This window comes from Synechococcus sp. YX-04-1, assembly GCF_030546365.1.
In the GTDB taxonomy this organism is placed as follows: Bacteria; Cyanobacteriota; Cyanobacteriia; order PCC-6307; family Cyanobiaceae; genus Parasynechococcus.
Genome location: NZ_JAUONZ010000002.1, coordinates 316,543 through 340,627, shown reverse-complemented (window position 1 = coordinate 340,627; position 24,085 = coordinate 316,543). Strand labels below are relative to the sequence as shown.

The following is a 24,085-nucleotide window of genomic DNA, read 5'->3' as shown; positions in this document are numbered from 1 at the left end:
ACTGGGTGACGTTGAACCGGCCCACCTGGAAGGGATGTATGCGGCCTTGCGCACCGAACGCACGGGCCTCCGCATTGCTCTGCTCGCCTCGGATCCAGAGCTTTACAGCAACCGTCGACTGCTGGAGGCGGGTGAGGAGCGCGGACACCGCATGGAATTCCTCAACGTCAAGCAGTGCTACATGCGGCTCGATCCGCAGAACCCCGAGATGCATTACCGGGGTGGCAATGTGCTCGAGCGCATCGATGCGGTGATCCCCCGCATTCGTCCGAGCGTCACCTTCTACGGATGTGCGATCACCCGTCAGTTTGAGGCGATGGGCATTCGTGTTCTCAATGCTGCTGAGCCGATCAAACGATCCCGCGACAAGCTTCTGGCGTCACAGCTGTTTGTGCGCCATGGGCTGAGCATGCCGGTTACCGGTTTTGCCAGTTCTCCGCTCGACACCAAGGATCTGATCAAGATGGTGGGCGGCGCACCGCTGATCCTCAAGCTTCTGGAGGGTGCCCAAGGGCGTGGCGTCGTTTTGGCGGAAACCCAGAAGGCTGCAGAGAGTGTGATCAATGCCATGAAGAGCCTGAACGCCAACTTGCTGGTTCAAGAATTCATCAAGGAGGCCGGTGGAAAGGACCTGCGTTGTTTCGTGATTGGCAACAAGGTGGTGTCGGCCATTGAGCGGACAGCTGCAGTGGGCGACTTTCGCTCCAACATTCACCAGGGTGGTTCAGCTCAAGCGGTGCGCATCCGGCCTGAGGAGCGCAAGCTGGCTGTGGCGGCGACACGGGCGCTCGGCCTTGACGTGGCCGGTGTAGACATCATCCGCTCGGAGCGTGGGCCCTTGCTTCTGGAGGTGAATTCCAGCCCTGGGCTCGAGGGAATTGAAACGGCGACGGGTAAGGATCTCGCCGGTCAAATGATTCAGGAAGTGGAGCGAAAACTGGGTTGGGTTCGTTCCTGTTCGACCCCCGCTCTGGTCGCTTCTTGATCTGGTGTGTTGCGCGGGAGCCTTGGTTTTCTGCCCTAACCGATGTTCACCTTTTACTTAAATGTTTCGATGCTGGCTCTGCTGGTGTTGCTGATTTGGCTTGCTTCGATCTCCTGGCGATTGTCGAAGCGACGTTGAGATCAACCAGGCGGTGCGGATTTGCATCGCGATGCTCTGATTACGTTCGGTTTCTGCTTCACACCAGATGGTCCAAGACCACCTGCCTGTAGGCATCCAAGTCGGGCACTTCAACCCCATCAACCTTGGCACGGTCGTCCCAGCGCCGTAGTGCCATGGCATCGTCCATCCCCTCTAAGGCCAACAGCCGCATTGCTTCAGAACGGCTCAGCTCTCCGCCTTGCACGGCAAAGCTGCGTTTCGACGCATCCGATAGTCCCGCGTAATACGTCTCATCCAGGGAGCACAGCAGCCGTTTGGCTGAGACATGCCGCTGTACGGGGGCAACGACCTGCGTGGGGAAGAAAACAGAGAGTGCTCGGGCTGCGACGGCCTCATGGGCACAGTCTTGATCGAGGAAATCCCCCCGCTCATCGTGTTCATCAATCATCAGATGGCCGATGTCATGAAGCAGTGATGCCACCACCATGTGGGGCTGGTGCGACTCCTGTTGGGCCAGATGCGCTGTCTGCAGAGCATGTTCCAGCTGCGTCACCGATGGGTCGTAGCTGGATTGCCCATGGGTGTGCAGATAGGCGAAGAGCAGGTCAACGCGTTCTTCGCGACTCCCCGCTTGCATGGATTTCATCCATTCCATGGCGTGGTCGGCCAGTGCAGTCATGAGACGTCCTCCCCGAGAAAATGGTTGATCAGGCTGACGCGCCCTTCAGCCAGCGCCTGCTTTTTGTGGTCGTAGTACTCCGATCTCAGATCGCCTTCGGAGCTGGCGTTGTAGGTGACGTACAGCGCGCGGCGTGAACGATCGGAGCGGTTTGTGCCGCTGCGGTGCGGTGCAAAGGAGTTGAAGAACACAGCGTCGCCAGCAGCCACAGGCATCGGCGTCCATTCGAGTTGGGATGCCTGCTCAATCGGTAGACATCCATCGGCATTCACGCCAATCACCCCGTTGTGATGGGCCCCCTTGGCGAATTCCAAGCAACCATTGCTGGTATCAGCTGAATCCAAGGCCAGCAGCATCGTGATGTGCAGGGAGCCATACGGATAGGCCGGTGCATCCTGATGGGGGGCATACCCGGCTGCACCGGGGTGCTTGTAGTTGATCTTTTCCTTGAACAGCACCGGTGGCTCGCCAAACAATGCTTCGAGCACGTCGTGCACCCGCCCTTGGGTCAGGAACTGATGCAGGGGAGGGTGATCCTTGGCGAAGTCTTCGGTTCGCGCTTTGACCCGACCACGGTCTGTGCTTTCGAAGTAGTGGCGCCCCAATGTCGATGCGTTGGAGATGTCGTCAACCCACGTCAGCAACTCCGCCATGGCGTCGCTTGCCACCAAGCCGGGCACATGGACGACGCCGTCTTGTTGATGACGCCCTTTGAATTCAAGGAGATCCTTCGGATCCCAGTGCGTTGTGGTTGTGGTGTTGCTCATCTGATCGGCATCAGGGTGGACTCAACAAGTGCCTTGAGATTGCGGGCTGCCGTCATGGCGATGTCTTCTCGGATCGATTGAACGGCTGACCCGATGTGCGGGGTGAGCACGGTGCGATCGCGCTGATCGAGCAAGCCCTGGGGGATGGAAGAGGGGTGGTCCTCTCGGGCCCAGTCCTCCATCTCAAAAACATCGGCTCCGTAGCCCCCCAGCTGGCCTGATTGCAGCGCCCGCACAACAGCCTGTTCATCCACCACCGAGCCACGGCATGGATTCACCAGCACTGCTCCTGGCTTGCACCGGGCCAACACATCCGCATTGATCAGATGCAGCGTGTCGTTCGTGAGCGGCATCATCAGCACCAGGTGATCACTGCGTTCGATCACGTCGTTGAACTCCAGATGCTGCAGCTCAAGACGTTGCTCGGATGGGCGATCAAGACGAACGGGATCGCTGTACAGCAGTGTTGCGCCAAAGCCCCGTATGCGCTCGGCGAATTCAATGCCGAGTTGCCCCATCCCCACGATGCCAACCGTGCTGTTGATCACTCCCTTGGAGTAGAAATTGGGTCGCCATCCAGGGAACTGGCCTGTGCGCACGAAGGCATCCCCTGCCGGAATGGATCGCGCCAGGCTGATCAGCATCGCAACGGTGAGTTCTGCCGTTGGTGCCGCCAACAAATTGGGGATGAATTGATAGCGAATGCCCCGGGCATCACAGGCGGAGAGATCGAAGTTGTCGAAACCACGCAGGGCGCCAGCAATCGAGCGCAAGCGCGGGCAGTGATCCAGAAAGTCGGCATCGACGCAATCCGGCATGAACATCAGCAGGCCGTCGGCGTCCGCTGCTGTTTCCAATAGAACGCGACGGCTCCAGGGCTCCCGGCTGCGATTGGCGGTGACCCGTGCGAATTCGGAGAGGAAGTCGATCACCTCCTCCTGCACATGGTTCGTGACCACCAGATGGGGCCGCTGTTGATGGCTCATCAGGGTCGTCATTGCACCATCCAATGCCGCAGGGCATTGCTCATCGAATCGAGCGCCGTAACCACTACGAGCACCACCAGCAGCAGGGCCGAAACCTGTTGGTATTCCATGATCCGCAGGGCACTGATGATTTCCAAACCGATGCCGCCGGCGCCCACGGCGCCCACCACCATCGAAGCCCGGAAGTTGTATTCCCAGCGGTAGAAGGTGACATCCGCCATCGCTGGAAACACCTGAGGAAGGATGCTGTGAACGATCACCTGCAGTTCAGACGCGCCCGATGAGCGGGCGGCTTCGATCGGCTCCTGATCGCAGAGTTCGATCGCCTCGGCGTAGAACTTGCCGAGCATGCCTACGGAGTGAAGGCCAAGCGCCAGTGTTCCGGGCAGTGCTCCGAAGCCAACAGCAGCCACAAGAATCATGCCGAGAATCAACTCGGGAACGGCTCGGGTCACGTTGAGTATTGCGGTGGCCATGACGTACAAGCCACGGCTCGGGCTGGTGTTTCTTGCTGCGAAGAAACAGAGCAACAGTGAGAAGAAAACAGCGATTGAGGTGCCCGCGATGCTCATGGCCATCGAGTCGATCAAGGGCTTGATCCAGAACTGCCACCGCCCGAAATCCGGTGGGAACATTTCAGGCAGCAAGTTCAAAATCGCCGGCACCCCGGTGGCGATTCGATTCGGATCAAACAGGCCCACAATGGCCAGGGAACCAACCACCGCCGTGAGAATCACCAGAACACGGAGGAATTGCTGCCGCCATCGCAGCTCATGGCGCCGAAGAATGGCGCGATAGGAATCAACGGAAGCGCTCATAACGGGAGATAAAAAATGTCCCGATGGTGTGAAACATCGGGACAGAGGAACGTGTTCAGTTGACGAACTTGCCGAGGTCGAGGCCCAGAAGATCACCCGCCTTGCGGATGCCGTCATAGTCCTGATCGGTGATCACGGCGAATCCATCGGCCTTGAAGGGCTTCAGGACGCTCTCGTCGTTCAGCTCAATGAAGGTGGTGCTGATGGTCTCCTTCAGTTCGGGCTTCAACGACGAGCGCATCGTCCAGGGGTACTGCGGGATCGGTGCTGATTTGGCGATCAACGTCACTTTCGTGTCGTCGATTTTGCCCTTCTCCTTCATCGACTCAAAAATCGGGCAGGCCATCCCACCGGCTTGAGCATTACCGTTCTGAACCGCCAAGGCCACAGCGTCATGGGCGCCGAGGAACACCCCCTCGTAGTCCTCACCCTTGGTGAGGCCATTCTCTTTGAGGGTCAGTTCCGGGAACATGCGACTGGAGGTTGAAGCTGGGTCTCCAAAGGCAAAGGTTTTGCCTTTGATCGCTTCAAAGTCGGTCACACCGGCTTCGGTGTTGCCGATCAGACACGAGTTGTAGGTCTTGGTGCCACCCTTGATCCGTGCGGCGAACGGTTCGATCTCGCTCTTGGTTTTGGCCAAGACGTACGACAGCGGTCCGAAATAGGCCAGGTCGAGGCGATCGTTGCGGGCCGCCTCGATCATGGAGGAGTAATCGGTGGTGACCACCAGTTCGATCTCCTTACCGAGTTTCTGATTGAGGAAATCCTTGAGCCCCTGATTGTCCTGAATCACCGTTGCGGCATTTTCATCCGGAAGCAGGGCAACAATCAGCTTGTCGGGATCACTGGTGTCGGCAGACTTACCAGTCGTTGTTTGGCTGGAGCAACCAACCAGAAAAATCGCAGCAGATGCAAAAGCAACGGCTGAAAAACGCGCAGCTTGGGACAACATGGGGATGAAATGAAGAGCAAGCCTGAATTCGAGACGGCGGACTTTTAGGTGACCGCTGCCTCGAGCTTGTGGCGATACAGGGCGTGAATCTCGCTCTCGTCCAGGGTCATGGAGTGCTGGTCGCAAATGATGCGGCCAGCCGCCATGCCAATGATTCGATCAGCAAACTGGCGTGCGAATTCCACCTGGTGAAGGCTCACCAGAACAGCAATTCGGTCGCGCTGGCAGATGTCTTTCAACAGCGAAAGAATCTGCACAGAACTTTCTGGATCCAGGCTGGCGATCGGTTCGTCCGCGAGAATGAGGCGAGGCTCTTGAACAAGCGCTCGAGCGATTCCGACGCGCTGCTGCTGGCCGCCGCTGAGGTCTTTGACGCGGGCCAGTGCTTTGTCGATCAAGCCGACCCGCTCGATGGCTGAGAGAGCTTTTTGGCGATCGCTCTCGGGAAGTGGAAGCAGTGAACGCAGGAAAGAGTGGTATCCCAATCGCCCCATCAGCACGTTGTCGAGCACGGATAGGCGGTCAATCAGCTGGTGCTGCTGGAACACCATTGCCGTGTCGCGACGGTGGGCGCGAAGCTGCCGGTTTTTGCTCGCGCTGATCTCTCCGTGGTGGCGTGATTGGATCCTTCCCGAGTGGGGTTCAACTAGTCCGTTCAGGGAGCGAAGCAGCGTTGATTTTCCGGCTCCGGAGGAGCCTAGAAGAACTACGAATTCTCCATCTTGGAGCGAAAAATTGATATCTCGAACAGCAAAATTATCTTCCCCGAATGATACTGATAACTGCTCGACTCTTAACAGGTTATTCATTTCAATGTTTTGCCAAGGCCTTGCTATTCAAATCTAACCCTCGCCTGGCGCTACTAATTAACAAATGGATAAGAATTGGTTGAGGTTTACTTATCGCCTTTCAATTTATAATTATCTTTGACCTGCTGTTATTGATTTCATAACTTTTCGCTTCTTCTTTCTCGTTGATTTGGTGTGGCGACAAAGTCGCCATTAGCTGCTCTTGTCAGAATTCCTTGATGGGTTGATGGGCATGTTCGCTGCGAGGAGAGCAAGCAGCGTGAGGCAAGTCGATTTGTAAGCCAACAGGGCCCGGCCGGAGCCAAAACACTCTCCTTCCAGGCCTGGTGTTCATGCATCACCCTGGTGTATTGGTGATAAGCCCTCGCATAACGAATTACATGTTCCGCTGGCACAAGAGCGCCACGAAGCAGTTCAGGAAGGCGCTTGGACTGAGCAAGTACCAGTTCCTTTGGCTCACGTTCGGTAATGGCCTACTGATCGGATACGTCCTGGCTTTTCTGGCTCGCCGTTAAGGGTTGATCAGAGGCAACCGGCACTACGCCGTTTTGTTGCAGGTGCAGGGCCAGCAACCCCGGGCCCCACACGATTCCTGCTGCGAACAGCCATGACCAGAAGGGGGATTTCGAGAGCAGGTCTTGCACAGGTGCTCACCTTGATCAATGCAATGTCTACGGCTTAAAGGTCAAGGCTTGATTGCAGGCTGATTAAGAAATCCGAATAGGCGTGAGTGCCCTGGAGCCTTGAGTTGCTACAGGTTAAGAATGGATTAAAGGGAGGTCGTTATGAATCCGCTAAAGCAATTTCTGAAGCTGCACAGCCTTGAGCTCCAGGCTCGAGCTTGCGTCGATCGCTCTTCTGCGCAGAAGCTGATCAGGAAAGCCGACAAGGCCAAGCAGAAGCTTGAAGGCAGCCGCTGTCGTTGAGCTCAGGTTCCTTAAGCAAAGATCCCCGCGACAACCGTTGGGATCGGGTTAAACTGTATCAGGCGATACACAAAGGTTGGTGCAGCTGTCTGATCAAGCGCGCAAGGAAATCCGGAGCATGGTTGATGCAACCTTGTCGGTGATCATGCGCGAGCATGATGTGGATGAATGTTTTGTAATCACTGAAATCAAGGATTACATCCAAAGCTCTGAATTGATTTACCAAAATAAAAAGGGTCTGAAAGTGATTCAATACGCCCCAAAGCAAGTGCTCAGCCGGGGCGGGTTTGGCTCAGTTGTGAAATCGATTCGTACGAAAGTGCATAAGATCACTTCGATCCGTCTCCCTCCGTGGCCGCCTGAGGACTCCAACTAGTAGAACAAGTCTTGATCTCTGCTTTCTTTCGTCTCGAAGAGCGTTTTTGTGCTCGTGTGGTGAGCCAAGGCTTTTCTCTTCAGCCTTGGTTTCTTGCGATCACCAGGGTGCTGGGCACTCAACGTGATTCCCCATTGCTGCTGATCAGAACATCGACATGGCTTTGATCTTGCTCAGCTTCAGTTGATTGAGGCCGTTCAGGTCGTCGTAATTGATCAGCTTCTGCTTGATCATGTCGGCCAAGGTGAAAAGGATATTGCTGAAATCGAATTCCATTCGTCCTTCGTATTGATAGCGCTCTGTGCTCAGATAGTCGTGGAACTGCCAGATTGATTCGGGTGTGTCCAGTTTGGTGCTCAGATCCTTGAGGTTGCCAATCAGGGTCAAGATGGATCGCTGCTTGCCTAGATCAAAAGCATGCCGGGCAACCGCTTCTTCTTCAGAGGTCCAATCGGTTGCAGACATTGAGGTGAGAGGGGGAGGGAGCGTAGGGAAACTGGTTCTGATTCAGAACTCAGAGGACCAATCGACCAGTGCGTAGTTCCGGCAGCAGGAACCAGGGAGCCTTGGGATGGTTGTGGTGCTCGAGATGGTAGCCAAAATGGTAACAAGCGAGCAGTGATACAAACGGATGAAGATTCAAGCTTTTGATTGAAACTTCGTGGCCTGTTTGTTTGTATTCTTTGCGATGGGGCAGGTAAGTGCCAACAAAGAAAAGTTGTGAGGTGCTGATCAGCAAAGGAAGCAGGAATATCACAGAAACTGTGATAAGTGGCTGGCTTTGATGGGGTTGCGCTGCCAACAGCAGAACCGTGAGAACGAGGATCAGTCGGCTGAGTTGTGCTGGGTTGAGATAGTTGCGCAGGAAGCGAACCAACCAAGCCAGCAGTGATCTGTTGTGGGTGGGGCAGAAGTCGGGATCGGCTTCTGATTCCGGCATCTGGTGATGCCGATGGTGGTTCCGTTTGCAGATGTCGTAATTGAGGCCGGCGTAGAGCCACAAACAAACCCGACCGATGCGTTGATTGATCAACCCATGCCCCGGCACCAGGCTGTCGTGCATGGCGTCGTGGGCCAGGATGAACAGGCCGGTGTGCAAAAAACTGCGGACCAGGACCCAGGTGGTGATTGCCAGGGGATGCCACTGATCGAGGTCAAACCGCAGGCCGATGACCAGCGTCACCAGCCAGGAGATTCCGATCAGTGCTCCCAGCTGGAGACCCCGTTGAGGGCTGCTCGTCAGGCTGTCACTTGGCACCAAGCTTGAGCAGTTCAGCGGGTGAGGCGAGCAGGTCGATGGCAACGAAATAGATTTTGTCGTTCTCATCGAGCAGGAAACGCCAGGCCACGTTCATGCCCACTTCGCGGCCGAACCACGGGGTCTGCACCTTGCCGGTGACCTTGATCTGGTTGAAGCCGCCTTCTGCCGGTTCGCCGAAGCCGCCTTGGGGCATCAACTTCAGGTTCTGGCAGTCGCGCTTGAAGAACTTCAGGATGGCTTCGCGGCCCACGATTGGACGTTGGAAGGGGGGCTGAAGTGCCCCATCGTTGAGGAAGAGATCGATCAGCTGATCAAAATCGTTTGCATTTAACAGCTGCATATAGCTGAGGATCGTCTGGTTCAGAACGCCGGGGATGAAAATCTCCTCGCGCTCTTCCACTGGGGTCGGGGCGACGATCGGCTCGGTCACGATCTTGTCGTCGTCGATGTTGGGATCGAATCCCATGTCGACAACGAAATTCCGCAGCAGGGTGATTTGCTGGCCCTGCTCCACCTTCTTCACCGCTTCCAGCACGGAGTTGGCGTTGGCGGAAAGCTTGTAGCCCTGGGGGATGGGGGCGACTTTGCCCTGACGCATGTATTCGCCCAGCTCGTACCAGAAGCAGAGCTTCACGTTTACTGACCAGTAGGCGTAGGTGCTGGAGATCGGGCTATTGATCTTGGAGGCCAAGTCGCACATGACCTTGGTCTGCTCGTCGAAGCTCATGGCCACGATCTGCTCGAGGATTGGGCGAGCCAGTTGCATCCGAGCAGCACCGGGGGCTGCCACGGTGATGGTCTGGCCCATCTCGAGGTAGGCGAACCAGATCAGGGCGAGCTGGTCTTCTGCTGACAAAAGCTTGAAGCGTGCCGTGATGGCCGGAACGGCATCAGCGGTGAGGGTGTCCGGGAAGATCTGGCGGGCTTTATCGAGCGTGAACATCCAGGACGGATCAAGGGGTTTACAGACTGTAACACTATGTTTCGTTATGTAAAAAGGTCCCTCTGTCCGGTTCCCTGCTCGTTAGTGAGCTCTTGCCCCTGCAGGGTTTTGTCCACGTGCCTCGCCCGCTGATGGTTCCGTTAGCGATGCGGGTCTTTTCTTTTCTTCTTTGGTCGGTTTGATGCGGCGGCCTACGTCTGTTGATGCAGTTTCTTGAGTTGATCCGCGAGCTGAAAGCGCAGCTGTCTCAGATTTTCAACATTGATCTCGTGTTCGCCAGCACTCCAGTGCTGTGGGTTGGCGACACGAATCTCCAGTTCACGCAGGCGGGAGCGATCGGATTGCATGGCGAACTCCACAGCCGGGCTAAGTCTGTTGCCGCTGTTGATGCTTCAACATGAGTTTTTTTGCTGGTTAGGGGAAAAACACTGTTTTCCTACCGAATAAACCTCAGATGGAACCCGATTCGAGCAGATGGTCCATCAAGGCTGCATAGAGCTGGGTCTTCATGTTCAACAGGCAGGCCTGTTCGTTGGCGTCACCGCCGGGCCAGTTGATGTAGGCCTCTGATACTGCCCGGTGCAGGACACGCAACGCATCTATCTCCACCGAAATGGTGGTGACCATTTGGTTGTCTTCCATCGTCGTTGTGAACGAAATGAGCTGACTTCAGAGGCCCTGGGATTGCTGGCGCACGATCCAGGCTGAGGCGGCTTGCTGTTGTTTCCAGGCCACTAACAGCTCTTTGGCAATGCTGCGCAGGGCTGCAAGATCATCTGAGCTGTCGATCTCGCGTGAGAATTTCTCGATTTCAAATTTCTGGCCCAGAGTCAACGCGATCGGTTCCATTGGCTTGTGGCTTGGTGAGCGGAACGTACCCGAGAATTTTTTTTGCTGCAAATCAATAACGTAGTAGTTGCAACCGATTTGAGGAAAGAATGCTCATCTCAATGCATTGCTTCCATTACAGAACATTTCTGAATGCCGCTGATCATTCGGATCGCAAAGGCTTATGGCCTTAGAAAGCATGTACAGGCCTGGAACTGATGCATTTCTCCTGGGAAAAACATCTGGAATTGTCCCGGAATGTAGCTGTTGCTTCAGACGAAAATCAGGGCATTGCTCTTGCGCTGATGGGTGTTGCTCTCACCATGCTGGCCACAGATCTTCTGACCCATGAGTTGAAGACTTCGGCCTTGCCGTCCTCCAGGGCTTGATTCAGAGGAAATCCATTTCATCTTCATTGGTGTCGTCTTCCTGGGATTGAATCCAAAGGGCTGAGAGCGGAAAAATGAAGCAGCCGGCAATAAGGAATTCCATGGGATTTAGAATGTGCTGAAGCCACGTTCGTGTGGATTCGAATCGATATCTGTATCAACGGCTGTCGTGTTTTTTGAATTTGGTTGTCGATCGATCCGTTTGATCCTGTTGAGTGTTTGTGCTTAATCAGCCCAGGGTCACCAAGGTGACACCTGCAACAAACAGCAGAACAGACAACACCAGCAAGCCACTGTTCATCGGTTGCTGGCTCGTTTGATTGATTCCATCCCCAGACGTGCCGCCTGGCGGCCAAGCCCGATCGCTGCTTTGGTGGTGCTTTTGATCAGATCCTTGGCGGTGCTGCGAACCCGGCGGGGGCTGCGTTGCATGGCATCGGGCCAGGATCCTTCCGGCCAGCGCGGCACACGGCGGGTGACTCGGTCACCAAGTTGAAGCAGGGATCGACGCAGCCGGCTGGCCACAGCTTTCAAGCAACAGCATCAATGTGCTGGCTCTAACTCAATGCTGTTGTGCCAAATGACACGAAGGTGGTTTGGGACTTTTTTTCGTTGCTCTAAATCCCTCAGTTGAGGGAAATGACCATCCGCATGCCTTCCCCAACTGAGGGATGTGGAATCCATTTCCTTGTTGCTGAATAAAAGAGCGCGTCGTGGGTTGTTATGTCTCCTCTGTACGACCTGATTCTTCAGCGCAAGGGCGAGCTGCAGACCGAAACGGTCCAAGTGACCGATGCCGCCCAGGCCTGGCGCCTGGGGCGTGAGCGCTATCCCCACTGCATCCGCGGTGTTGTCCGTCGAGATGCTGGGCGTGATGGCTCCACGGCTGAGCCATCCAAACGCCGCTAAAAGAAAGACATCCGAATTGCTTGGGATGGAGCTGCGGCTCGAGTCGCGCGCGCTGCATGAAGCCATCGAAGCGACGGCTGAGTTTTTCAAGACCCAGCGGGTGGTGGCCTGCTGCGGTGATCGGCTCACCCTCACCTGCCTCTGCTTGGCGGAGCCGATTCGCCGTGCCGTGGTGGGTGCCGCCACCACCGAAGAGGAGGGGTTTGAGCTGGTGCTGCGCCACAAGCCGAGCCTGTTGATCTGCACGTCGGATCTGGAGACCGGCTACGGCATGAACCTGCTGCGACGGGTCAAGGCGGAGCTGCCCACCTGCCAGCTGTTGATCGTGCTGGTGCGTGAAACCCAGGCCGTGGTGCAGGAGGCGATGCAGGCCTATGCCGATGCGGTGATCTTCAAATCAAGCCTGGGCACCGGCAAGGGCGATTTCATCCAGGCTCTCCACACCCTTTCCGAAGGCGGCGTCTATTTCCCTGAGGAGATTCGCAAGCTCGGTGCGGCCGAGGCTCCGAACCCGCACCTGCCGCCGTTGATTGAAGAGCTCACCGAGCGGGAATTGGAGGTGGTGGCAGGTGTGGCCCGCGGCCTCACCAACCAGGGCATCGGCAGCAGCCTCGGCATCTCGGTGGAAACGGTGAAGACCCACGTGGTCAACGCCAAAGACAAGTTGGGTGCCGCTGATCGCACCCAGCTGGCGGTGATGGCGTTGCTCTACGGCCTGATCGATCCCCTCGGCTGATGACCTGGGGGCCTTTTCGCTGATCGCCTGTTCGGTGATCACGGTCGTGATCTCGCTTCGTTCGCCAATGCTGAATCCATAGGGTCAACACCTTGATTTTTCTGTGATGACCGAGGAAACCACCAACCAGCAGTCCTGCGGCGGCAAGAAGCGGGCGATGCTCGCCTATGGCCTGGTTCAGATCTCCGCCACCGTGGTGTCGGCTGTGTCGTTGGCGGCCATCGCCGTTGGCCTTTGCGCCGTGAAGCAGGAGAGCCGCCTGTTCAACGGCTGCGTTGAAACCGTTGTGGCTGATGGCCGCTCCCAGGCTGAAGCCGTTCGCTTCTGCAACGGCGGTTGATTCCGCAAGAGTTCAGTTCAGACCTGGCTTTTCAGCCGTTTCAAGTTGTGACGATCGCGCTGCAGTCAGTGGCTTTGATTGCGCCATGTAACGCTCACTTTGAACTATTTATAAGTTCATCAGCGCGCATGAAGTCATCGCCATAACTTGAACTGAATTTCATTGGTCTTTCGGATGCCAGCTCTGAAGTACAAGCGGGATTTCACCCACGATCAACGGGTGTCCTTCGCCTTTGCGAACTCCGCGACTGCCACCAAGAGCGCCAGCTCCAACGCCGGCAAAGCTGCATCCAGCACCGCTGAATACAAGCAGAACCAATGCGCCTCGATGGGCATCGGCATGGGTCCTCGGATCCATGAGGTCTGCCCCTTCTCGGCGGTGAACCACTCCTATGCCTCCACCGGCAGTTCGGCCCTGGAAGCAGCCATCGCTTCGGCCTACAAGCAGGTGTTCGGCAACATCGGCATCTCCGATAGCCAGCGTCTGACCTCCTTGGAAGCCTTCCTCTGTGATGGCCGCATCAACGTGCAGGGCTTCATGGGCGGCCTGGTCAAGTCCGACCTCTACAAGCAGAAGTTCTTCCATGCCGTGTCGCCCATGCGCGGCATTGAGCTCACCACCAAGCACCTGCTTGGTCGTCCTCCTGTGAGTCAGCAGGAAATCAGCGCTGGCATCCAGTTGATTGCTGACCAGGGCTTCGATGCCTTCGTCGACAGCCTCACCCACTCCGAGGAATATCTCGAGACCTTCGGTACCGACACGGTTCCCTACCTGCGCGGCTTCAAGTCGGAAGCCCGGGCCGCCTGCTCCACCTTCGTGGGCATGGCTGACATCACCCCAGCCAACGCCAGTGCCGAGCACGTGATGTACACCGGCCCTCTGCTGGTGAAGCGTCTCACCAAAGACCTCAGCGGATTCTCTGCTGGCGGCGCTGCCTTCTCCGGCGATGGCAGCGGCTTCTCGTACACCAACGCCGTCAAGAACGCCCGTAACAGCGCCCACCGCCGCATGTATGGCGGCAAGTTCAACTACGGCAGCTATTGATTCTCTGCCTCAGGCAGCAACCAACGGATCAGTGAACGGCAGGAGGGGCAACCTTCCTGCTTTTTCATGAGTATTCCTACTCATTGAGAATGATCCCCATTCCCGTAGGGTCGGCAAACTGTTTGTTTTGGGTATGCATTACTTCGGGATGTTGGTGCACGAGAGCGGCAAAGTGACGCCGCTTTTTGTCACTGAGCTTCTTGAAGTTGCGGTCTCTAAGTTTTTCGAATGCTGTCTGAGAGCTGGATACAAGCCAATTGATGTTCATCTACGTCTGATTAAATCGGCGTCGCCAAAATTCCCTGCTGAGATTTGTCTGGATAAAAATCTGTTGGTGTCGGGCTACAACCTGCAGGTGGAGAACTACCAATAACCCATGACATCTTGGGGTTGATCTCGCCTGATGTTTCGTGGCCAGCCCCGCCGACGCCGACGCCAACCTCAAGCGGGCCCTCGAGCAGCTCAACGAGAACGAGGCGGCCGTTGCCGAGGCAATCAATGAAGCTCGCGCCGAGCACGCCCGCAGTGAACCGCCCCTCGCCGGATCGGCCCTGCTCGAGCGCATCGACCAGCTGACCGGCCAGCGCTCCCTCGACAGTCAGGACGCCGCGATCCTCTGTCACTGGCCCGATGCCGCCTCCATCGGTCAGGCCTGGTTCGAGCTCAAGCACCCCGGCAAGAGTGTTCCCAGTCCGATGTTGGTGCTCGATGCCTATCTCGTTGGCGCCCCGCCGTTCCTGAGCAAGGCCCAGCGGGATCAGGTGGGTGATTGGTACCGCAGCAAGGTGAGTGCCAATCCCGAATACACCGATGCCGTCACCGGAGCGGCCAAGGCCTTCGTGTTGATCGGTGATCTCAATGCCAGTGCCGCCGGCATGGCTTGGCAGACGATCATTCCCGACCTGCTCGAGCAGGGCCACGATCTGGAGTTCAACGTCACCAAGGAACAGGTGACGGCAGCGGCGGCTCGCTGGATTGTTGCGGTGGCCGACACCTTCACGCCACCATCGCTGGATTAACGCGAGCGATTGATGGGTCTGCAGCTGGTTTCCGCTGATTACCTCCACGACGACGGCATCACCTACCGGATTCGCCGCGACACTCTGAAGCAGGACTTCACGATTGAGGAGAAGCGTGATGGTGCCTGGGTGGATTGCGGTCTGGATCAGGCGGTGAAGGATGTGAACTTTGCGGAGTTCAAGCGGCTCGGCCTGCTGATCAAGAAGGTGATGGACGCTGATCAGTGGCTCGCTTGAGCGGCATCGATCCACGGCCACCGGCCACACGCGCCAGGATGTAACGAATCCGTTACAAACCTCTCATGACCGTCGGAGAAATCTTTTTGGAAAGCCTCTCAACAGGGGTGATCACCGAGCACGAGGTGAGCTGGTTGGCCTCGCACCAGACCAGCTTTGATCGGCCCGAGGAGGCGGCCGCCATCCGCCTGGGGCGCTTGATGGACCAAGGCGAGATCAACCTCGGCTGCCGCCTGCCGGAGCCGATGCTGCGTCACCAGGAGGTGCTGGTGGACTGGATCGAACCCCTGGGCCGTCGCCGTCACCGCGCTGCAGCCTGAACCAGCAGTCCATCTTTAGGAGTGGGGCTGGGGATCAGCTGCAGCGTCAGGTCTTGTTCCGGCTGCAGCTGCAGCTCCACCGCCTCCAGCAGTCCCACCGCCATCAGGCGAATCTCCAGTTCCGCCAGGGCCTTGCCCAGGCAGACCCGTTCGCCGCCGCCGAAGGGCAGCAGCGTTTGCTTGAACGACCCATCCAGGTGACGTTGCGGCCGGAATGTCTCCAGATCGTCGTCATCACCGATCGAGGTGGGGCTTAGCACCACTTGAATCACGCTACTTGCGGGAACGGCCACCCCAGCCAGCTCGATTGGCGCCAGGCTGCGCCGGAAGAATCCCCCCACCGGAGGCGTCAGCCGCATCACCTCCAGCACCGTTGCATCCAACCGTGGTGATGCCGGGTTGTCCGCTAATCCCTCACGCAACCAGCTCTCCACCTCCGGGTTGAGCAGCAGGGCCCGGAACAGGCAGCTCAAGGATGAGGCGGTGGTCTCGTAGCCGGCAAACAGCAACAGCAGCAGCTGTTCGGCCAGGTCGTCATCGTCCAGGGGAATGCCGGCTTCATCCAAGCCTCCGCTCAGCAGATCCAGCCCGCCCTGGTTGCCTCCCGCTTGAAGAACGCCTTTGATCCTGTTCAGCAGCCGTTGGCGTGCCGCCATCGCCTTGGCGAAGGGGGTGCCCGGAATCGCCAGCGGAATCGAGAACAGCGCCCGGGTCCAGATCTCAAAGTCGGCGAACAGGGCGTCACGGCTGACACCATCCAGTCCCAGCACCGTGCTGGCGATCACCGCAAAGGCGAAGCGCCGCATCCGCGCCGCCAGTGGCAGCGGTGTGTTTGTGCTGATCAACTCCTGGCAGAGCTCCTCCACCAACTGCTGAATCGAAGGGGTGTAGCGCACCAGCGCTGCGCTGGAGAACAGTTGCCCCACCACTCGCCGCCGTGCTTTGTGGCCGGGGCCTGTTCGGTTGGCCAGCGATTGGCTGCCCAGCAGTTGCCGCACACTCTCCGGCCACCAGCCCTCGAGGGAGTCGCTTTGCCCAAACAGATCGCCGATGGCCCGTTCGCCGCGGATGAACACCATCCGTTGGGCCAGCAGCTTGGTTTCGAACACATCGCCGTGGGCGTGGAAGCGCCGTTGGGCGAAATCCGCCTGGGTGAAGAAGGCCAGGGTTTCCCCTAGTCCGCTGACGGCGCCCGTGCTGGGGAGGGGGGTGGTTGCCATCACAGCTCGGCGTGAGCTGCCGTTCTAGGGCTGACAGTCCTTCAGGCGCTGGCTATCTCAAGTGGTGTGCTGCGCGTTCTCTGTGGAACTCAAGTCCCTGGTTGTGGTGCTGGTTGCTCATCTGATCAGCGCCGGTTTGTCGAAAACCGTTGCCGCCCAGAAGGCGCGCAACAGTAACCGCTGGGCTGTTGCGGGTTTTCTCTTTGGGCCGTTGGGTCTGATTGCTGCCGTGGGCATACCGGATCGTCATCAGATCGTTTATCTCCGCTATCTGGCCGAGCAGCAGGGCTACCAACCCCGCCATGCCTGTGGGGGCCAGAAGGGCGAGACCGACGCCTGAGCGTTCGCCGTAACAAGTTCAGCGGCAGCGCTGAAAGCGAACAATGCTGCGGGTGAGGCCTTTCTCGGGCCAATTGGGCATCACCCGCCAGGGTGTGTGCACCGTGAGCAGGTCGCCGTCGATCGCAAAAAAGCGGGTCTGTTCCGTGCCCACCCATTCCGGGTTCCATGCCCCATCCACCTGGGTGATCCAGCGGTCACCCTCGAGTCGGTAGATGCCGGTGTAGGCGATCATGCTGCTCAGCAGGGCAGATCGCTCCTCAGCGGTGCTGCCCGGTTGGCGACCTTCCGCCGAGAGCATGAAGGAGAGACGGCCCTCCGGCGTGAAGATCACATAGCCCGTGGGGTTCTCGCCCATCGGTGCGAAGGTTTTGCTGTTGGATTTTTCTTCAACGTCGTAGCTCAACAGTTGCCACGCGCCATGAACGGTGGTGGAGGGGATGGCTTGGGCGGGCTGAACCGAACTGACGCTCACAACTGAACCTGTTCCTGAGCGGCAACCTATCGATCGTGATCTGGCTTTGAAGCCTCAATCGAGGCATTCCTGCGTAATTGATGCCATTGAATGCCGATCCAGTAGCAACAACAACGAAAGCGATCAGCACATACTCCAAGTGGCGATGGTGCTCTGATGCAGAACCCGGGGATGGCTGAGGGGGTTTCGGCTTGAAATGCACCACCCGCTGTTGGCTTGTATTCACCAACCATCGGCGGCTCATCTCAACGCATTGTTTGGTGCCAACTGTTTGATGCTGAGGGCTGTGTCGAACCATCCACACATGCTGGATTTTTGATTTCACCGCCAATCAACTGAATTCAGTTTCTTTTCCCCTTGTGACCAGCACATTATTTGTTCTAATAGAGAGGTCACGACCTCAAAGACTCATGCTTACCGGAGCTGAATTGCTCAACCGTGTCAAGGAACTTGGCGATTGCGCCAAAACAGATCTGGCCAAAGGTTGTGGCTACGTCGTCAAAAAGAAAGACGGCTCTGAACAGGTGAAATTCACCGCGTTCTACGAGGCTTTGCTGGAAGCCAAGGGCCTGTCGTTCTCTACCGGCGGATCCGGTGTGGGCAAAGGTGGTCGCAAGCTTTCCTACAAAGCTGTGGTTCAGGGCAATGGCAATCTGTTGATCGGCAAGGCCTACACCGCCCTCTTGGAACTGCAGCCCGGTGATGAATATGAGATCAAGCTCGGACGCAAGCAGATCCGCCTGATTCCAGTTGGCGGCTCTGAAGAAGAGGATTGATCACCGGTTCAGCAGAAACATCACGTTCCCCGTGGTTCCCTTAGGTTCCACGGGGATTTTTTTTATGGCTCCGATGCCCTATCAACCCACCAAGGAGCATCTGGACCATCACATTCCAGACGCGTTCAAGAGCATCAACAGCCTGATGCGTCAGCTGAAGCATGACATCGGCATGGATGACCGCTACATCGCCCTGATGCTTGATGCTCTATCTCGGGAGTATTCCGCCAAGCAGCCGAGCCGTGATGGTTTCGGCTTTCGCTGAACGTCAAGCGGCTGGCTGAGCAACCCGTTGCCACCAAGCTGTTGCTATCAACCGGTGGAATGGCGTCTTCTTCCAACAATGAAACGACTGCTGCTCGTCCACAACCTGGTGCACGGTCAGAGCGTTGTGCATGAACTGGACGACAAGGATTTCGCCGTTGAGTTGGTGGAGGGTGATCCGGAGGAGATCGATGAGCAGGGCGAGATGGATGTTGAAAGTCGCTTTTTTATCCGCGTCGACAACGAATAACCTCCTGTTTGCAGCTCAGCACAGAGATGATTGGTAGGGCTGAATCAGCGCTATTGGGAAGGAATCCGTTGGTGGAAGGTGATGGCAACGCGTTACGTGCTTCGGACTGGGGAGGTCATCCACTCCAACCGCAACCCTGAGGAGCTCGACGTCTACTGCTACCGAACGGGCGCCAACGACCGCACCTGTCTGTTGCTCTCCGATCAAACCGAAGCAGATTTCCTGCTCCGCTACGGATCAGACGAGTTGAATGTGGCCTATTGACGCCGCTCGGATCGTGGCCTGAATGGGTCTGCATCAAGGCAACGCCATGGACGACGTCAGGCTGCAACAGTTGCTTCAAGAGGCAGAAGAGCACCTTCGTGCCCGAAGCTGCCGCCAGCGCTATGAGCGCGCCGTTGTTCGCCTGCCCGACAGCCGCCGGGGCATCTGGTTCGGTGATGACAAGCGTGCGGCCTAGGTCGCGCCGTTGACGAGGAGGGCTGGCTCCAGGGGGGCGTGCAGCAACTCAAAGACGGAATCGATGCGCTCAGCCTCCACTTGCGAAATCGAGAGCATCAAGGCCAGCAGGTCGAGCCGCCGCCGCTCCTCGGCGGAATAGGGCCCATCGGAGCGCATCAGTTCTGAGGCCATGGCGTAGGCCGTGAGCGCTTGATCGGTTGTGAGCACCTTGGCGGCCTCCAGCATCAGCGCCTTGGTCCCCCGCTCAAGCCGCATGGCCAGCACCGCATCCATCAGCAGCACTACCTCGTTCTCACTCATCCGGCAGTAGGGCTCGCGGTAGTCGAGGGCATGCCGGAACGCCCTGGCCCCAGCTCGGCTGAGGGTGTCGTCCCATGACACTGCGGTAAGGCCAACGGCTGCAAAAGCAGTGACGACATTCATCGGGAATGGCGCAAGTGTTGCCCAACTGTTGATGAATGGTCTGGGTCGCCGTTGTTAAAAGCGCAACAGCCCGTTGCAGATGAGTTGTTTGACCTAGTCGTCCCCTGGAGTTATTCCGGCAGTCGCTCCACGGCCACATGCATGAACCGCTTCACCATGGAGATTGGCCAGCCTTCCCGCTGCAGGCTTTCAGCGATCTGATCGATCTGAATACCGATCTCTTCAGCAACCAGCTCTTCAAGCAGCTGGTTTGAATGTTGCGTGGTGGTCATGGGTCGACAGCACTGCACCGGGCCTAACCCACCCAGGCTGTGTTTTGCCACATTAATTTCGTCGCGTCCGGTTGCAGGCTTGCGGCGCTGTTGCCAGCTTGAGGGGATGAAACAGGCTTCCTTGCTCCGGCGCATCGGCACCTACCTGCTCGGTTTGGTGGATGAGTACTGGGCCATGCGTCGTCCCTGGCAGTACGGCGCCAAGCAACCCCAATGCGGGCTGCAGTGCGATGGCGACCATTGCGAGCGCGTCGACTGAGTCAGCCCAGCGCAAAATGCGCGTTTACACGGGTTGCCGCTGCTTCATGCCCCCACAACAGTGAGGTGAGCACTGGAGATGAGATGGAGTTCAGAAGCCGCATTTTTGCCACCTCGCGCGGGTCCACCATCGACGCCATCGGCGAAGGCAAATATCTGGTCTGCAATCAGGCCTATTGCTTCATGGTGCATGGCCTCCGCCAGGCCCATGAGGCTGTGCAACGTCAGGAAAAGCCCGCGCTCTGAGCCATGGCGGAGTACCGGATTCACTGCAAGCACTGCGGCTATGAGGGGCAGGCCAACTCCCGTTGGATCCCCTTCGTGCAGGTGGAGAAGCGGGGGCAGGATTGCCCCCATTGCGGTCGCCCCACCCTGCTTGAGCCCTGGTGCACGTTGCGGGATGAGGCGTCGATGCCCGACTACTAGCCCGTCTACTAGAAGGTCTGCCAGCTGCTGGTGAGCCACTGGGGAGCCACGCTCCACCAGATGGCGGTTGCCACAAAAATCGCGGTAAGGCCGATCAGGCTGGTGATCAGCTCCTCCTGCCGGTTGTCCGAGCGAAGTTTCTTGGCTTTGCCCACGGTTCCTCTTGCATGCTTCCCTCGGTGTAGGGCCTCTGTTCAGCATTGGCCATCGGTCAAAACACCCGGCCGCAGCTCTGGCGATGATGGGTTCAGCGTCAAGGCCCGATGAGCACCGCCACGTTTGCTGAGTTCGCCGAACGGGCCGACTACTCCCTGTTGGAATCCCTCACGCCTGATCCGGAGGCGACAGCGGATGGGGAGGACCACCGTCCCCGCCAGGTGCTCTCCGGTCACTACGTGCCGGTGACGCCCACCCCGATCCCCGAGCCCCAATACCTAGCGCACAGTCGCAGCTTGTTCAGCGAGCTTGGCCTCAGCGACGACCTGGCCCAGGACGATCAGTTTCGCCGCATGTTCTCCGGTGACCTCGGTGTGGCCACCGGTCCGATGCGGCCCTGGGGATGGGCCACGGGCTATGCCCTCTCGATCTACGGCACCGAATACACCCAGCAGTGCCCTTTTGGAAATGGAAACGGCTATGGCGATGGCCGTGCCATGTCGGTGTTTGAGGGTTTGTTTGAAGGGCGCCGCTGGGAGATGCAGCTCAAAGGCGGTGGTCCGACGCCCTATTGCCGTGGTGCCGATGGCCGTGCGGTGCTCCGCTCCAGCGTTCGTGAATTTCTGGCCCAGGAGTTCATGCATGCCCTTGGTGTGCCCACCTCCCGTTCGTTGACGCTCTACGTCTCCCATGCCGAGACGGTGCGTCGCCCCTGGTATTCCGAAAACTCACGCTCGATGGACCCGGACGTGATGGTCGACAACCCGGCGGCTATCAGCACGCGGGTGGCGCCATCGTTTCTGCGGGTGGGTCAGCTGGAGTTATTCGCCCGCCGTGCCCGCAGTCAGGCCCATCCCCGGGCGCACCAGGAGCTGCACCTGATCGTGGCGCACTTGATCGAACGCAATTACCGCCAGGAGATCGATCCCGGCCTGCCGTTCAGCGACCAGGTTGTGCTGTTGGCGCGCTTGTTTCGTGATCGCCTCACGGCCCTGGTGGCCAACTGGATCCGGGTTGGCTACTGCCAGGGCAATTTCAACAGCGACAACTGCGCCGCCGGAGGCTTCACCCTCGACTACGGCCCGTTTGGGTTCTGCGAGCTGTTCGATCCGCGCTTTCAGCCCTGGACTGGCGGGGGCGCCCACTTCTGCTTCTTCAACCAGCCGGTGGCCGCGGAGGCCAACTACCGCATGTTCTGGAAATCTCTGTGCACGCTGATGGAGGGCCAGGCGGAGGCCCAGGCCCAACTGGACCAGTTGCTTGAGGGCTTCCCTGCCGCCATGCAGGAGGCCATGCAACGGATGTGGAGCAGCAAACTCGGCGTGTCCAGTGCCGACGACGACCTGGTGCGTGAGCTGTTGCAGCTCCTGGTTGATTCCAGCGCCGATTATTCAATGTTGTTCCGCCGCTTGTCGGATCTGCCTGAGCAGATCGATCCGTTGCGGGACTGTTTCTATCTGCCCCTTTCGGGGTCCCTCGAATCCCAGTGGCAGGACTGGTTGCGGCGCTGGCGCGCCCAGTGGCCCAGTGGCCTTGATCCGGCGCAGATCTCCGCTGGTATGCGGCGGGTTAATCCGGCGATCACCTGGCGCGAGTGGTTGATCGCTCCGGCCTACCAGCAGGCAGCCGAAGGCGACACCTCCTTGATGGCTGAACTGCAGCAGCTGTTCAGCACGCCCTATGACAACCCTTCCCCCGAATTGGCGGGCCGCTACGACCGCTTGAAACCGCGGGAGTTCTTCAGCGCTGGTGGGGTGTCCCACTACAGCTGTTCGTCTTGACCGCAGACGACGTTCTGGAGTTCTGGTTTCAGCAGTGCCGTCCCTGGCAGTGGTTTCGTCGCCGCGACAGCTTCGATGCGCTGGTGCGCGATCGTTTTGCTGCTCTTGTGGAGAGGGCTCTGGCCGGCGAGCTTGAGGCCTGGGCTCATACGCCATCGGGCGGCCTCGCCCTGGTGCTGCTGTTGGATCAATTCAGCCGTCAGATCTGGCGCGGGGAGGCCCAGGCTTTCGCCGGCGACCAGCAGGCCCAGGCCCTCAGCCAGGACGCCTTGCAACGGGGTTGGATTCAACAGGAACAGGAGCGAGCCAAACGTCAGTTCTGGCTAATGCCTCTCTTGCACAGCGAAGAGCAGGAGGTGTTGGTCCATGCCATCCCTCTGCTGGAGCAATTCGCGGACGTCGCTACCGCTGATGTCGCCCGCCGCCATCTCATCCAGCTGCAGCGCTTTGGTCGTTATCCCCATCGCAATGCTGCTCTTGGACGGGTGAGCTCACCGGAGGAAGCGTTGTTTGTGCAGCAAGCACAACGTTGATGGTTGATCAATCTCTCTGCTGAAGTTGATTGCTCAGAATCTTTGGGAATAGTTATTGCAATCGTAAGTGGATGAATTCATGGCATTCGATCACAATCTAGAGTTTAAGCCTGGATTAAAGGCGTGTTAATCTTGGGCTAGAAATGAGGTCAATACTTGCTTCTCGAGGTCAATCCCGCAGCGATTACGCATTTTTTGCGTTCCCGGGTGCTTGATGAGGCTGGAGTGCCCAGTGACGTTTCGGCCAGAACCTGTGGCAACAAGCGTTACTTCGGCATGGTGATCGCCGATCAGGCTTTAAAGCCAGGAAAGCGTCTGCAGCGATGCAAGCATGTTCGTGCAATGCGTCAACGATTTGTTGAGGGTCTGGACTGGCATCAGACCAAGTATTCAGTGCTTTTTGAGAAAAAATACAAGCAGGCCATGAAGGGAAAGAGTCAAAGAAAAGGAGGCTTCAAGACGTTTCTATCGGAAAAATTAGAGTGGTATGACTTGATTTATCAAGACATCGAGCGAAACGGCTATCGGCCGTCCGATTCGATTGAGAACAATGTGGAAGTGGCCTTGGCTGCGAATGGCGATCTCCTGCTTATCGATGGACGCCATCGTTTGATTTTGGCGCAGCTGCTGGGCTTGAAAAAGATTCCTGTAGTCGTGAACTTGGTGGCTGAAAGCGTCGCCAAATCCCTGCTCGATTGTTCGGATCATTCAACCGCTCGTCCCTGCAAAAAAAGCAAAAGAACTATTGCAGCGGAATGGATGTCTCGTCATCGCCTTCCTTTGGCCGTGGCGAAATTTCTGGGCCTCAAAAACAACGCTGGCCTCCTCGATCGTCTCCTTGAAGTGGGGGCAACGTTGTCAGGAGCTGATGCTGAAAGCTTGAAGCAGCAATTGCTTCATCAAACGGTTGATCAACGTTTCAATGCCTTGATCACCGTTGCAGGTGGTCGAAATGGAAAAGGGATACTGGTGAATGCACACCAGCGCAATCATTTTTCGCCTTAAC

Annotated in this window: 41 protein-coding genes; 23 read left to right on the top strand and 18 right to left on the bottom strand. The window is 57.6% G+C overall.

Going from position 1 to position 24,085, the window contains the following annotated elements:
• Positions 1-34: 34 nt before the first annotated feature.
• Complete coding sequence (gene rimK / locus Q3Y53_RS05325) at positions 35-985, top strand: 30S ribosomal protein S6--L-glutamate ligase (RefSeq protein ID WP_226425684.1); 951 nt, start codon at positions 35-37, stop codon at positions 983-985.
• A 196-nt stretch (positions 986-1,181) separates the two neighbouring features.
• Here rimK and Q3Y53_RS05320 read toward each other — a convergent pair whose 3' ends face one another.
• Genes Q3Y53_RS05320 through phnC form a run of 6 tightly spaced genes read right to left on the bottom strand, consistent with a single transcriptional unit; the run spans position 1,182 to position 6,116 of the window.
• Complete coding sequence (locus tag Q3Y53_RS05320; RefSeq protein ID WP_303533691.1) at positions 1,182-1,784, bottom strand: HD domain-containing protein; 603 nt, start codon at positions 1,782-1,784, stop codon at positions 1,182-1,184.
• Entirely contained in the window at positions 1,781-2,551 is a 771-nt protein-coding gene (locus Q3Y53_RS05315) for a phytanoyl-CoA dioxygenase family protein (RefSeq protein WP_303533688.1), read from the bottom strand. The genes Q3Y53_RS05320 and Q3Y53_RS05315 overlap by 4 nt, the downstream gene beginning before the upstream one ends.
• Positions 2,548-3,537: a phosphonate dehydrogenase gene (locus tag Q3Y53_RS05310; RefSeq protein WP_303533685.1), complete on the bottom strand. Its 990-nt coding sequence runs from the start codon at positions 3,535-3,537 to the stop codon at positions 2,548-2,550. Before Q3Y53_RS05310 ends, Q3Y53_RS05315 begins: the two co-directional genes overlap by 4 nt.
• Positions 3,538-3,545: 8 nt before the next feature.
• Positions 3,546-4,355: a phosphonate ABC transporter, permease protein PhnE gene (gene phnE / locus Q3Y53_RS05305; protein ID WP_226425346.1), complete on the bottom strand. Its 810-nt coding sequence runs from the start codon at positions 4,353-4,355 to the stop codon at positions 3,546-3,548.
• Positions 4,356-4,410: 55 nt separating this feature from the next.
• The gene (gene phnD / locus Q3Y53_RS05300; RefSeq protein WP_303533679.1) at positions 4,411-5,307 is read right to left on the bottom strand and encodes a phosphate/phosphite/phosphonate ABC transporter substrate-binding protein; all 897 of its coding nucleotides are present in this window, start codon (positions 5,305-5,307) and stop codon (positions 4,411-4,413) included.
• A gap of 44 nt (positions 5,308-5,351) precedes the next feature.
• Positions 5,352-6,116: a phosphonate ABC transporter ATP-binding protein gene (phnC, locus tag Q3Y53_RS05295; protein WP_226425344.1), complete on the bottom strand. Its 765-nt coding sequence runs from the start codon at positions 6,114-6,116 to the stop codon at positions 5,352-5,354.
• Between the two features lie 1,005 nt (positions 6,117-7,121).
• Between phnC and Q3Y53_RS05290 the strand changes: the two genes are divergently transcribed.
• On the top strand, positions 7,122-7,418 hold the full coding sequence (locus Q3Y53_RS05290; RefSeq protein WP_303533676.1) for a hypothetical protein: 297 nt from the start codon (positions 7,122-7,124) through the stop codon (positions 7,416-7,418).
• A 144-nt stretch (positions 7,419-7,562) separates the two neighbouring features.
• Here Q3Y53_RS05290 and Q3Y53_RS05285 read toward each other — a convergent pair whose 3' ends face one another.
• The 6 genes from Q3Y53_RS05285 to Q3Y53_RS05260 all read right to left on the bottom strand — a co-directional run bounded on the left by Q3Y53_RS05285 (position 7,563) and on the right by Q3Y53_RS05260 (position 10,471).
• On the bottom strand, positions 7,563-7,883 hold the full coding sequence (locus tag Q3Y53_RS05285) for a hypothetical protein (protein WP_226425342.1): 321 nt from the start codon (positions 7,881-7,883) through the stop codon (positions 7,563-7,565).
• Between the two features lie 49 nt (positions 7,884-7,932).
• Complete coding sequence (locus Q3Y53_RS05280) at positions 7,933-8,676, bottom strand: fatty acid desaturase (RefSeq protein WP_303533671.1); 744 nt, start codon at positions 8,674-8,676, stop codon at positions 7,933-7,935.
• Positions 8,666-9,622 (bottom strand): orange carotenoid-binding protein, encoded by a 957-nt coding sequence (locus Q3Y53_RS05275; protein WP_226425340.1) that lies wholly within the window; start codon positions 9,620-9,622, stop codon positions 8,666-8,668. Before Q3Y53_RS05275 ends, Q3Y53_RS05280 begins: the two co-directional genes overlap by 11 nt.
• Before the next feature lie 191 nt (positions 9,623-9,813).
• A complete protein-coding gene (locus Q3Y53_RS05270) occupies positions 9,814-9,969 on the bottom strand; it encodes a hypothetical protein (RefSeq protein ID WP_226425339.1) in 156 nt (51 codons plus the stop codon).
• Between the two features lie 103 nt (positions 9,970-10,072).
• A complete protein-coding gene (locus Q3Y53_RS05265; RefSeq protein WP_226425338.1) occupies positions 10,073-10,264 on the bottom strand; it encodes a hypothetical protein in 192 nt (63 codons plus the stop codon).
• Between the two features lie 27 nt (positions 10,265-10,291).
• On the bottom strand, positions 10,292-10,471 hold the full coding sequence (locus Q3Y53_RS05260; protein ID WP_226425337.1) for a hypothetical protein: 180 nt from the start codon (positions 10,469-10,471) through the stop codon (positions 10,292-10,294).
• Between the two features lie 197 nt (positions 10,472-10,668).
• On the opposite strand from Q3Y53_RS05260, the gene Q3Y53_RS05255 reads away from it, so the two are divergent.
• Entirely contained in the window at positions 10,669-10,839 is a 171-nt protein-coding gene (locus Q3Y53_RS05255; RefSeq protein WP_226425336.1) for a hypothetical protein, read from the top strand.
• 297 nt (positions 10,840-11,136) lie between these two features.
• On the opposite strand, the gene Q3Y53_RS05250 is transcribed toward Q3Y53_RS05255, so the two are convergent.
• Positions 11,137-11,364 (bottom strand): hypothetical protein, encoded by a 228-nt coding sequence (locus Q3Y53_RS05250; RefSeq protein WP_303533665.1) that lies wholly within the window; start codon positions 11,362-11,364, stop codon positions 11,137-11,139.
• 198 nt (positions 11,365-11,562) lie between these two features.
• Between Q3Y53_RS05250 and Q3Y53_RS05245 the strand changes: the two genes are divergently transcribed.
• The 8 genes from Q3Y53_RS05245 to Q3Y53_RS05210 all read left to right on the top strand — a co-directional run bounded on the left by Q3Y53_RS05245 (position 11,563) and on the right by Q3Y53_RS05210 (position 15,444).
• Positions 11,563-11,748 carry a hypothetical protein gene (locus Q3Y53_RS05245; protein WP_226425335.1) on the top strand — a complete coding sequence of 62 codons (186 nt, stop codon included), beginning with the start codon at positions 11,563-11,565 and terminating at the stop codon, positions 11,746-11,748.
• 25 nt (positions 11,749-11,773) lie between these two features.
• On the top strand, positions 11,774-12,484 hold the full coding sequence (locus tag Q3Y53_RS05240) for a response regulator transcription factor (RefSeq protein ID WP_226425334.1): 711 nt from the start codon (positions 11,774-11,776) through the stop codon (positions 12,482-12,484).
• Positions 12,485-12,590: 106 nt separating this feature from the next.
• Positions 12,591-12,824 (top strand): hypothetical protein, encoded by a 234-nt coding sequence (locus tag Q3Y53_RS05235; protein ID WP_303533659.1) that lies wholly within the window; start codon positions 12,591-12,593, stop codon positions 12,822-12,824.
• A gap of 174 nt (positions 12,825-12,998) precedes the next feature.
• The gene (locus tag Q3Y53_RS05230) at positions 12,999-13,868 is read left to right on the top strand and encodes a phycobilisome rod-core linker polypeptide (RefSeq protein WP_226425332.1); all 870 of its coding nucleotides are present in this window, start codon (positions 12,999-13,001) and stop codon (positions 13,866-13,868) included.
• Positions 13,869-14,001: 133 nt separating this feature from the next.
• Positions 14,002-14,241: a hypothetical protein gene (locus Q3Y53_RS05225; protein ID WP_303533654.1), complete on the top strand. Its 240-nt coding sequence runs from the start codon at positions 14,002-14,004 to the stop codon at positions 14,239-14,241.
• Positions 14,242-14,278: 37 nt separating this feature from the next.
• The gene (locus Q3Y53_RS05220) at positions 14,279-14,887 is read left to right on the top strand and encodes a hypothetical protein (RefSeq protein ID WP_303533651.1); all 609 of its coding nucleotides are present in this window, start codon (positions 14,279-14,281) and stop codon (positions 14,885-14,887) included.
• 12 nt (positions 14,888-14,899) lie between these two features.
• A complete protein-coding gene (locus Q3Y53_RS05215; protein ID WP_226425329.1) occupies positions 14,900-15,124 on the top strand; it encodes a hypothetical protein in 225 nt (74 codons plus the stop codon).
• A gap of 65 nt (positions 15,125-15,189) precedes the next feature.
• Positions 15,190-15,444, top strand: a complete 255-nt coding sequence (locus tag Q3Y53_RS05210; RefSeq protein WP_226425328.1) for a hypothetical protein — start codon at positions 15,190-15,192, stop codon at positions 15,442-15,444.
• Here the strand turns inward: Q3Y53_RS05210 and Q3Y53_RS05205 are convergent.
• A complete protein-coding gene (locus Q3Y53_RS05205; protein ID WP_303533646.1) occupies positions 15,426-16,664 on the bottom strand; it encodes a cytochrome P450 in 1,239 nt (412 codons plus the stop codon). The two genes, Q3Y53_RS05210 and Q3Y53_RS05205, sit on opposite strands and share 19 nt — an antisense overlap.
• 82 nt (positions 16,665-16,746) lie before the next feature.
• Between Q3Y53_RS05205 and Q3Y53_RS05200 the strand changes: the two genes are divergently transcribed.
• Positions 16,747-17,004: a hypothetical protein gene (locus tag Q3Y53_RS05200; RefSeq protein ID WP_303533644.1), complete on the top strand. Its 258-nt coding sequence runs from the start codon at positions 16,747-16,749 to the stop codon at positions 17,002-17,004.
• An 18-nt stretch (positions 17,005-17,022) separates the two neighbouring features.
• Here the strand turns inward: Q3Y53_RS05200 and Q3Y53_RS05195 are convergent, their stop codons facing one another.
• A complete protein-coding gene (locus tag Q3Y53_RS05195; RefSeq protein WP_226425325.1) occupies positions 17,023-17,478 on the bottom strand; it encodes a lipocalin-like domain-containing protein in 456 nt (151 codons plus the stop codon).
• Positions 17,479-17,888: 410 nt separating this feature from the next.
• Between Q3Y53_RS05195 and Q3Y53_RS05190 the strand changes: the two genes are divergently transcribed.
• The 5 genes from Q3Y53_RS05190 to Q3Y53_RS05170 all read left to right on the top strand — a co-directional run bounded on the left by Q3Y53_RS05190 (position 17,889) and on the right by Q3Y53_RS05170 (position 19,228).
• A complete protein-coding gene (locus Q3Y53_RS05190) occupies positions 17,889-18,254 on the top strand; it encodes an AbrB family transcriptional regulator (protein ID WP_226425682.1) in 366 nt (121 codons plus the stop codon).
• A gap of 31 nt (positions 18,255-18,285) precedes the next feature.
• Positions 18,286-18,519, top strand: coding sequence for a hypothetical protein (locus tag Q3Y53_RS05185; RefSeq protein ID WP_303533643.1), 234 nt, complete (start codon positions 18,286-18,288; stop codon positions 18,517-18,519).
• Between the two features lie 78 nt (positions 18,520-18,597).
• Positions 18,598-18,768: a hypothetical protein gene (locus Q3Y53_RS05180; RefSeq protein WP_303533641.1), complete on the top strand. Its 171-nt coding sequence runs from the start codon at positions 18,598-18,600 to the stop codon at positions 18,766-18,768.
• An 81-nt stretch (positions 18,769-18,849) separates the two neighbouring features.
• On the top strand, positions 18,850-19,032 hold the full coding sequence (locus Q3Y53_RS05175; protein WP_226425322.1) for a hypothetical protein: 183 nt from the start codon (positions 18,850-18,852) through the stop codon (positions 19,030-19,032).
• Positions 19,033-19,054: 22 nt separating this feature from the next.
• Positions 19,055-19,228, top strand: a complete 174-nt coding sequence (locus Q3Y53_RS05170; protein ID WP_226425321.1) for a hypothetical protein — start codon at positions 19,055-19,057, stop codon at positions 19,226-19,228.
• Here Q3Y53_RS05170 and Q3Y53_RS05165 read toward each other — a convergent pair.
• Together Q3Y53_RS05165 and Q3Y53_RS05160 are read right to left on the bottom strand one after the other, a co-directional pair.
• The gene (locus Q3Y53_RS05165; RefSeq protein ID WP_226425320.1) at positions 19,225-19,653 is read right to left on the bottom strand and encodes a tellurite resistance TerB family protein; all 429 of its coding nucleotides are present in this window, start codon (positions 19,651-19,653) and stop codon (positions 19,225-19,227) included. The two genes, Q3Y53_RS05170 and Q3Y53_RS05165, sit on opposite strands and share 4 nt — an antisense overlap.
• Positions 19,654-19,763: 110 nt before the next feature.
• Positions 19,764-19,925 carry a hypothetical protein gene (locus tag Q3Y53_RS05160; protein WP_226425319.1) on the bottom strand — a complete coding sequence of 54 codons (162 nt, stop codon included), beginning with the start codon at positions 19,923-19,925 and terminating at the stop codon, positions 19,764-19,766.
• A gap of 106 nt (positions 19,926-20,031) precedes the next feature.
• On the opposite strand from Q3Y53_RS05160, the gene Q3Y53_RS05155 reads away from it, so the two are divergent.
• The 3 genes from Q3Y53_RS05155 (at position 20,032) to Q3Y53_RS05145 (ending at position 20,609) form a co-directional block, all read left to right on the top strand.
• Positions 20,032-20,184, top strand: coding sequence for a hypothetical protein (locus Q3Y53_RS05155; RefSeq protein ID WP_226399519.1), 153 nt, complete (start codon positions 20,032-20,034; stop codon positions 20,182-20,184).
• Positions 20,185-20,267: 83 nt separating this feature from the next.
• Positions 20,268-20,429 (top strand): hypothetical protein, encoded by a 162-nt coding sequence (locus tag Q3Y53_RS05150; protein ID WP_303533637.1) that lies wholly within the window; start codon positions 20,268-20,270, stop codon positions 20,427-20,429.
• 3 nt (positions 20,430-20,432) lie between these two features.
• Entirely contained in the window at positions 20,433-20,609 is a 177-nt protein-coding gene (locus tag Q3Y53_RS05145) for a hypothetical protein (protein ID WP_226425318.1), read from the top strand.
• A gap of 8 nt (positions 20,610-20,617) precedes the next feature.
• Here the strand turns inward: Q3Y53_RS05145 and Q3Y53_RS05140 are convergent, their stop codons facing one another.
• Complete coding sequence (locus Q3Y53_RS05140; protein ID WP_186570036.1) at positions 20,618-20,764, bottom strand: hypothetical protein; 147 nt, start codon at positions 20,762-20,764, stop codon at positions 20,618-20,620.
• A gap of 108 nt (positions 20,765-20,872) precedes the next feature.
• Between Q3Y53_RS05140 and Q3Y53_RS05135 the strand changes: the two genes are divergently transcribed.
• The 3 genes from Q3Y53_RS05135 (at position 20,873) to Q3Y53_RS05125 (ending at position 24,084) form a co-directional block, all read left to right on the top strand.
• A complete protein-coding gene (locus Q3Y53_RS05135; RefSeq protein WP_303533625.1) occupies positions 20,873-22,546 on the top strand; it encodes a protein adenylyltransferase SelO family protein in 1,674 nt (557 codons plus the stop codon).
• Entirely contained in the window at positions 22,543-23,079 is a 537-nt protein-coding gene (locus Q3Y53_RS05130; RefSeq protein ID WP_226423761.1) for a DUF924 family protein, read from the top strand. The genes Q3Y53_RS05135 and Q3Y53_RS05130 overlap by 4 nt, the downstream gene beginning before the upstream one ends.
• Positions 23,080-23,235: 156 nt before the next feature.
• Positions 23,236-24,084: a hypothetical protein gene (locus Q3Y53_RS05125; protein ID WP_226423762.1), complete on the top strand. Its 849-nt coding sequence runs from the start codon at positions 23,236-23,238 to the stop codon at positions 24,082-24,084.
• The last annotated feature ends 1 nt before the right edge of the window (position 24,085 follow it).